The sequence below is a fragment of the Streptomyces sp. SID5910 genome (assembly GCF_009862125.1).
GTDB lineage: Bacteria > Actinomycetota > Actinomycetes > Streptomycetales > Streptomycetaceae > Streptomyces.
This window is the reverse complement of sequence record NZ_WWHX01001016.1, coordinates 1-277: the sequence shown is the minus strand read 5'-3', so window position 1 is coordinate 277 and position 277 is coordinate 1. Positions and strand designations below refer to the sequence as shown.

At 75.1% G+C, this 277-nt stretch carries 1 protein-coding gene; it reads left to right on the top strand.

Annotation, left to right across the window (positions count from 1 at the left end; all coding sequences use genetic code 11):
- Positions 1-89: 89 nt before the first annotated feature.
- Positions 90-277, top strand: a 188-nt coding sequence (locus tag GTW67_RS35885) for a response regulator transcription factor (RefSeq protein WP_161168890.1), incomplete at its 3' end; no start/stop codon positions are given.

The window sequence follows — 277 nt, the reverse complement described above, 5'->3', positions numbered from 1 at the left end:
CGGGCCCGGCTGCTGGGCGGCGCCTCTGAGGCGGGCGGCGCCGACGGGGTGTGGCGGCTCCACGTACGCCTGCCGTTGAAGGGACCCGCATGACCCGTAGGCCGATCCGGATCGTCCTCGCCGACGACGAACGCATGGTCCGCACCGCCCTGCGCGCCATCCTCTCCGCCGAGGAGGACATGGAGGTCGCCGGCGAGGCGGCCACCGGCGCCGAGGCGGTCTCCGTCGTCCGCGAGACACGGCCGGACGTCGTCCTCATGGACGTCCGCATGCCCGG